At 36.4% G+C, this 7559-nt stretch carries 6 protein-coding genes; 4 read left to right on the forward strand and 2 right to left on the reverse strand.

Translation table 11 applies throughout. The annotated features are described in order from the left end of the window. Window position 1 precedes the first annotated feature (1 nt). On the forward strand, window positions 2–1030 hold the full coding sequence (gene trpS / locus M983_RS08150; protein WP_066749584.1) for a tryptophan--tRNA ligase: 1029 nt from the start codon (window positions 2–4) through the stop codon (window positions 1028–1030). 57 nt (window positions 1031–1087) lie between these two features. On the opposite strand, the gene yiiM is transcribed toward trpS, so the two are convergent. Together yiiM and sodA are read right to left on the reverse strand one after the other, a co-directional pair. Further along, window positions 1088–1765, reverse strand: coding sequence for a 6-hydroxyaminopurine reductase (gene yiiM, locus M983_RS08155; protein WP_066749585.1), 678 nt, complete (start codon window positions 1763–1765; stop codon window positions 1088–1090). Between the two features lie 107 nt (window positions 1766–1872). Then, window positions 1873–2496 (reverse strand): superoxide dismutase [Mn], encoded by a 624-nt coding sequence (gene sodA / locus M983_RS08160; protein ID WP_066749586.1) that lies wholly within the window; start codon window positions 2494–2496, stop codon window positions 1873–1875. A 368-nt stretch (window positions 2497–2864) separates the two neighbouring features. Between sodA and acs the strand changes: the two genes are divergently transcribed. The 3 genes from acs to M983_RS08175 all read left to right on the forward strand — a co-directional run bounded on the left by acs (window position 2865) and on the right by M983_RS08175 (window position 6953). Then, window positions 2865–4829 (forward strand): acetate--CoA ligase, encoded by a 1965-nt coding sequence (acs, locus tag M983_RS08165; protein WP_066749587.1) that lies wholly within the window; start codon window positions 2865–2867, stop codon window positions 4827–4829. 160 nt (window positions 4830–4989) lie between these two features. Continuing rightward, window positions 4990–5301: a DUF485 domain-containing protein gene (locus M983_RS08170; RefSeq protein ID WP_066749588.1), complete on the forward strand. Its 312-nt coding sequence runs from the start codon at window positions 4990–4992 to the stop codon at window positions 5299–5301. Further along, window positions 5298–6953: a cation acetate symporter gene (locus tag M983_RS08175; RefSeq protein ID WP_066749589.1), complete on the forward strand. Its 1656-nt coding sequence runs from the start codon at window positions 5298–5300 to the stop codon at window positions 6951–6953. Before M983_RS08170 ends, M983_RS08175 begins: the two co-directional genes overlap by 4 nt. Window positions 6954–7559 lie beyond the last annotated feature (606 nt).

Genomic DNA, 7559 nt, shown 5'->3' on the forward strand with positions numbered 1-7559 from the left:
GATGACAACCTCAGAAGAAAAATCAGTAAAAAAACCCATTGTATTTAGTGGTGCACAGCCTTCTGGTGAATTGACTATCGGAAATTACATGGGTGCATTGCGCCAATGGGTGCAGATGCAAGATGATTATGATTGTATCTACTGTATTGTGGATCAACATGCGATTACTGTTCGTCAAGATCCCGTTCAACTTAAAAAAAGAACGTTAGATACCCTAGCACTTTATCTTGCATGTGGTATTGATCCAGAAAAAAGTACTATTTTTGTTCAATCTCATGTTCCACAACACGCACAATTAGGCTGGGCATTAAATTGCTATACCTATTTTGGTGAATTAAGCAGGATGACGCAGTTTAAAGATAAATCAGCACGTCATGCAGAAAACATCAATGCGGGTTTATTTGATTATCCTGTGCTAATGGCGGCTGATATTCTTATCTACCAAACCAATCAAGTTCCTGTTGGTATTGACCAAAAGCAGCATCTTGAACTTAGTCGTGATATCGCACAGCGTTTTAATGCTATTTATGGTGATATTTTCACAGTACCCGATCCTTTTATTCCGAAAGGTGGTGCCCGTGTTATGTCATTACAAGATCCGACAAAAAAAATGTCAAAATCAGATGATAACCGCAACAATGTTATCGAATTACTGGAAGATCCTAAATCAGCAGCGAAAAAAATCAAACGATCACTAACTGATTCAGAAGAACCACCTCGTGTTATTTATGATCTTGAAAATAAAGCAGGGGTTTCTAATCTTCTAGACATTTTAGCTGGAGTCACAGGTAAAACTATCCCTGAACTTGAAGCTGAATTTGAAGGTAAAATGTATGGTCATTTAAAAGGGACTGTTGCAGATGCTATCTCTGATATGCTGACAAATATTCAAGAGCGCTTTAATACCTTCCGTAATGATGAAGCTTTGCTAAATAAAATTATGAAAGAAGGTGCCGATAAAGCAAGAGCACGCGCTCAAGCAACCTTAGACAAAGTCTATGATGCGATTGGTTTTATTCCATATCCATAATTTTCACTAAGTTTCACTAAAAAGACCAGATAATCTGGTCTTTTTCATAGTAATAAATTAAGACTTTTTAAAAAGTCGCTGTTCAAAGCTTTCTATTTTCTCGTTTTGTAATCGTAATTGCATCGTTTTACACCAACTGGCAGATAAACCAGCCGCCCCCAATAAACGCCGATAAAGTGTTTCATCAAAAGGCATATGAAATGCAATGGCGATAGCTTCTTTCACAGACACATCGCTATTTCTTGATACCAAAACTAAAGGATGATGGCTTCCAGTATCACCAGTACTAATCACACGGTATAGCCACCCACAATAACCGCTATCTTGCATTATTTGTGAAAAATGACTGATACCCGTAACAGTATTTAGCTTGTAACACGGTGAACGAGGTTGTGTAACTTGAATAAGGGTATTTCCCCATTGATAAATATCACCAATAAACACATTATCTTCAGTCATACCTACTGTTGATATATTTTCACCAAAGACGGGCGCATTAAAAAAATCAGCAAGCTCAGGGAACGATTCAGACCAATAGGTGTAATGCTCTTGTGGATAATGACATAATGCTCGATCAGACCCACCATGAAAGCGCGTCTCTGCTTGCTCATCACCTTCTAAGCCAAGGGTAAACAGTTTGATATTGCCATCCACTAACTTTTTAGTGATTGCACTTGTCAGTCCTTGTGGCGTTGTTGTGACATTACCAATAAAAATACTGGGAAAATAATTCATGGCTCACGACCTAACTAAAAAGAATAACTCATAGTAAAGGATTGTGACCTAAAGAAACAATGCCGACTTACGTCGGCATTGGAAAATAAAGTAAAGAAGAAGCGAAATTACGCTTTGCTTTGATAACGTTTTTGAGCTTCGTCCCAGTTCACTACAGACCAGAACGCTTTAATATAATCAGGACGACGATTTTGATATTTTAGGTAGTAAGCATGTTCCCAAACATCTAAACCGATAATTGGATAACCGGAAGTACCTGACAGCTCTTCACCCATTAATGGGCTATCTTGATTAGCCGTTGAAACAACAGCTAATTTACCATTATCTTTAAGTACTAACCACGCCCAACCAGAACCAAAGCGACTTGCAGCTGCTTTTTCAAATAATTCTTTGAATGCATCAACGCTACCGAAATCACGCTCAATAGCATCTTTTAAAGAACCATGTAGCTGAGTACCTAACTTTAAGCCTTTCCAGAAGAAAGAGTGGTTAGAATGGCCACCAGCATTGTTACGCATAAAGGTACGTTGATCAGCAGGAACTTTATGAAGATTTTTTACTAGCTCATCAATCTCTAATCCTGCTAACTCAGGCAGTTTTTCTAAAGCCGTATTTGTGTTGTTCACATAAGTTTGATGATGTTTAGTATGATGGATCTCCATTGTACGTTCATCAAAATGTGGCTCTAATGCGTCATAAGCATAAGGCAGTGTAGGTAATGTATAGCTCATATTAATCTCCAGTGCTTGTATTATATTGGATCACACCATGTGATTTATTATTCCATTATAGTAAAAAAAACGTTAATGAAAATCATTATCATACCCTTACAATAAATAGGGCTTTTTCATTAGCTAACATTTAATCTATTTTCACAGCATATTGTTTTAATTAAAAAGGTACTTATTAAATTAAAATTCTATTAAACAAGAAAAAGTTAGATAAATTAAATGATTTTATCTTTAGCACTAATTGATCACCCCATAAAAATCATTTCCATTAATTCGTGATCTTCTGCGCAAAAAAGAAACAATGTCTATTCCCCCTCTTTTGTTAACTTATTTTTGACATAGTATTAACACTAGTAAGGAGAACTATTATGACAAAAATAAACCAGCATCATATTCCTGCAAATATTGCAGAGCACGCCCTAATTAACAAAGAGCAATATCAACAAGATTATGCGTTATCCATTGAAAATCCTGATTTATTTTGGGAAAAAAAAGGGAAAATAGTTGATTGGATAACCCCTTATACAATAGTAAAAAATAGCTCCTTTGACTCGGGCCATGTTGATATTCGCTGGTTTGAAGATGGGCAACTTAACATTAGCCAAAACTGTTTAGATCGCCACTTAAAAACACGAGCTGATCAAACTGCAATTATTTGGGAAGGTGATTCACCAAACGAATCAAAAAAGATTACTTATCAGCAACTTCATCATGATGTTTGCCAATTTGCGAATGTATTAAAAAAATTAGGCATTAAAAAAGGTGATGTTGTCGCAATCTATATGCCAATGGTACCTGAAGCTGCTGTTGCAATGCTTGCTTGCACACGCATTGGCGCTATTCATTCTGTCATTTTTGGTGGTTTTTCTCCTGAAGCTGTCGCAGGAAGAATTATAGACTCAAAAGCAAAACTCGTTATTACCGCTGATGAAGGCTTAAGAGCTGGCAGAGCAATTCCATTAAAGAAAAATGTTGATGAGGCATTAAATCACACTGATATTCCACCTATAGAGCATGTGATTGTTTTCCGTCGTACAGGTAAAACCGAACAATGGGTAGAAGGTCGTGATTTATGGTGGGATGACATTATTCAACACGTTGACGCTGAATGCGAAGTTGAAGTAATGGATGCAGAAGACCCGCTTTTTATTCTTTATACTTCAGGCTCAACAGGTAAACCTAAAGGCGTACTTCATACGACAGGTGGTTACCTTGTTTATGCATCAATGACGTTTAAATATACATTTGATTATCATGATGGTGAAATTTATTGGTGTACCGCAGATGTAGGCTGGATAACAGGCCATAGCTATCTTCTTTATGGACCTCTTTCTAATGGTGCAACCACAGTTATGTTTGAAGGCGTACCTAACTATCCATCTGTTAACCGTATGGCTCAAGTTGTTGATAAGCATAAGGTCAATATTCTATATACAGCACCAACAGCAATACGCGCACTCATGGCGGAAGGTAATAAGGCTATAGAAGGCACACAACGTACTTCATTACGTATTTTAGGTTCTGTCGGTGAACCAATAAATCCTGAAGCATGGGAATGGTTCTATCAAAAAATGGGACGTAGCCAATGCCCTATTGTCGATACATGGTGGCAAACTGAAACAGGTGGTTTCATGATAACCCCCCTTCCTGGGGCTATGGATTTAAAACCAGGCTCTGCAACACGTCCTTTCTTTGGTGTACAACCAGCTATTGTTGATAATCTTGGTGAAATACAAGAAGGCGCTTGTGAAGGTAATCTAGTCATTATTGATTCTTGGCCAGGACAAGCACGTACTCTGTTTGGCGATCATGAACGATTTGAACAAACTTATTTTTCTACATTTAAAGGCATGTATTTTTCAGGTGATGGTGCACGTCGTGATGAAGATGGTGACTATTGGATAACAGGACGCGTTGATGATGTGCTGAATATTTCAGGCCATCGCTTAGGTACCGCTGAAATTGAATCTGCCTTAGTGGCTCATCCTAAAATCGCAGAAGCCGCTGTTGTGGGTATTCCTCATAATATTAAAGGCCAAGCCATTTATGCTTATGTCACTCTCAATCACGGTGAAGAACCAACACCAGAACTTTATACCGAAGTTCGTAACTGGGTTCGTAAAGAAATAGGCCCTATTGCAACACCCGATATCCTTCATTGGACAGACTCCTTACCTAAAACGCGATCAGGAAAAATTATGCGCCGTATACTGCGTAAAATAGCCTCTGGCGATACAACTAATCTTGGAGATACTTCAACCCTAGCTGATCCTGGCGTAGTAGAGAAACTGTTAGAAGAAAAACAGTCTCTATCACTAACTGCAACTGCTTAAATTCTAAAAAGTAGTCTATTTACATTACATATTTATACAACGATGCAAAGGTATGAAAAATACCTTTTCTAGGTTCCTTTACCTAAAAGTCATGAAATGCGGGGAGTTAAATCTCTAAATCATGTGATAAACCAAAATAATTATATAGAGGAGAACTCTGATGAATAACACTATTTATCAAGAGATAGAAAACAACCCTCGCTTTAAAGAACTGGTTAAAAAACGTAGTCGTTTTTCATGGACACTCTCAATTATCACGCTTGCAATTTATGTTTCTTTTATCTTGGTTATTGCTTTCTATCCACAGTGGTTAGGTGCACCACTCTATGAGGGTGCTTACATCACACGTGGTATTCCTATTGGAATTGGCATCATCATAATTTCATTTTTACTCACGGGTATTTACGTTATTAAGGCAAACACAGAATTTGATAGATTAACGTCAGAAATTATTGCAGAGGTAGAAAAATGAGAAACATACTCTATGTAATAAGCCTATTTATGCTCTCATCAACATCTATTTATGCAGCTACAATAACAGAAGGTGGTGAGAAACAACCCATAAATATTCAAGCAATTATTATGTTTCTGATATTTGTTGGATTAACGCTTTATATTACCTATTGGGCATCAAAAAGAACTCGCTCTCGCGCTGAATACTATACCGCTGGTGGTAAAATCACAGGTTTTCAAAATGGTATGGCTATTGCTGGTGATTTTATGTCAGCCGCCTCTTTTTTAGGTATATCGGCGTTAGTGTACACTTCTGGTTATGATGGTTTAATTTACTCAATTGGCTTTTTAATTGGCTGGCCTATCATTCTTTTTATTATTGCCGAGCGTTTACGAAACCTTGGTCGCTATACCTTTGCTGACGTTGTTTCTTATCGATTAAGCCCTAAACCTATTAGAACACTTTCTGCTGTAGGATCTTTGGTTGTTGTTGCACTCTATCTTATTGCTCAAATGGTAGGTGCTGGCAAATTAATCGAACTTCTTTTTGGTCTTAATTATCATATTGCGGTTGTTCTTGTTGGTATTCTTATGGTGCTCTATGTGCTATTTGGTGGAATGCTAGCAACAACATGGGTACAGATAATCAAGGCTATTCTTTTACTCGCTGGCGCTACCTTTATGGCAGTAATGGTAATGAAAGTTGCTAATTTTAACTTTAATACATTGTTTAAAGAGGCAATAAATGTTCACCAAAAAGGATTTTCAATTATGAGCCCTGGAGGCCTAGTTTCTGATCCTATCTCTGCACTTTCACTTGGGCTTGCTTTGATGTTTGGTACTGCGGGACTTCCTCATATTATCATGCGCTTCTTTACTGTCAGTGATGCGAAAGAAGCTCGTAAGAGTGTCTTTTATGCGACAGGTTTTATCGGTTATTTTTATATTCTTACTTTTATCATTGGTTTCGGCGCTATCTTACTCGTTAGCCCTAATCCTCTGTTCAAAGATGCCGCTGGTGCTTTGATTGGTGGCACTAATATGGCCGCAGTTCACCTTGCTGATGCCGTCGGCGGTAATTTCTTCCTTGGTTTTATTTCAGCGGTTGCATTTGCTACTATTTTAGCAGTCGTTGCAGGATTAACGCTGGCTGGTGCTTCAGCGGTTTCTCATGATCTTTATGCAAATGTCATTAAAAATGGTCATGCCGATGAACATCAAGAGCTTAAAGTCTCCAAAATAACGGTTGTCATATTGGGGATAGTGGCTATTGGTTTAGGCATTTTATTTGAAAAACAAAATATAGCCTTTATGGTTGGTCTTGCTTTTTCTATTGCTGCAAGCTGTAATTTTCCAATTATATTGCTCTCTATGTATTGGAAAGGCTTAACAACGCGAGGAGCCGTTGCTGGTGGGTGGTCAGGATTGCTGATTGCAGTCACCTTAATGATATTAGGACCCACCATTTGGGTGAGTATTTTAGGTCATGAAAAACCTATTTACCCTTATGAATATCCAGCGCTCTTTTCAATGATTATTGCCTTTATTATTTCATGGTTATTCTCTATTACGGATAACTCATCATTAGGAGCTCAAGAAAAAGCAAAATTCCGAGCTCAATTTATACGTTCCCAAATTGGTATCAGTATTGAGCAAGATAAAAATCATTAAATACCATAATTGTTAGGTGAATTAATAAAAAGTGCTTATATATACAAGCACTTTTTACTCTATATAATATCAATTTATTTACTCGTTAAATAATTAAAATTTTAATATAAACTTTCTTACGTAATATAATATAGCTGTCAATAAAATACATATCTATACAAAAATTTAAGTAATAATACTATAGTTGTATTCTATATATAAAAAACCAATTATATCAATTGTAACACATTGATTAACAATATATTTAACCTATAAATATAAGTAGTGAATTTATAAATAAAAATAAAAAACATAAATAAAAACGGATAAAATAGCAATTTAAGACTCATTTTAGCGAATCAATGCTTGTATTATCAAAAGGTAAATGGTTAACTTTTTGTTCGATAAAAAAGAGGTAATCCATTTAAATCATTATGTCTAGGGTAATAAATTATTCACTTTTGTTTCTTTTCTCTATAACGCCTGTATTACTAAGTGGTTCAGGTTTATATATTGAGCAAAAGTTTTATATTATTCTTATAGGCTGGCTAATTATGCTGGCATGTAGTGGTATATATAGAACTATTACAGGAAAAATAACTACCTTTATTATTAGTGCGTTGTGGT

The organism is Proteus myxofaciens ATCC 19692, from assembly GCF_001654855.1.
Classification (GTDB): Bacteria; Pseudomonadota; Gammaproteobacteria; order Enterobacterales; family Enterobacteriaceae; genus Proteus; species Proteus myxofaciens.

Coding starts and splice junctions, on each gene's coding strand:
- acs (WP_066749587.1), top strand. CDS start 2,865: ATGACAAAAATAAACCAGCATCATATTCCTGCAAATATTGCAGAGCAC.
- M983_RS08170 (WP_066749588.1), top strand. CDS start 4,990: ATGAATAACACTATTTATCAAGAGATAGAAAACAACCCTCGCTTTAAA.
- sodA (WP_066749586.1), bottom strand. CDS start 2,496: ATGAGCTATACATTACCTACACTGCCTTATGCTTATGACGCATTAGAG.
- trpS (WP_066749584.1), top strand. CDS start 2: ATGACAACCTCAGAAGAAAAATCAGTAAAAAAACCCATTGTATTTAGT.
- yiiM (WP_066749585.1), bottom strand. CDS start 1,765: ATGAATTATTTTCCCAGTATTTTTATTGGTAATGTCACAACAACGCCA.
- M983_RS08175 (WP_066749589.1), top strand. CDS start 5,298: ATGAGAAACATACTCTATGTAATAAGCCTATTTATGCTCTCATCAACA.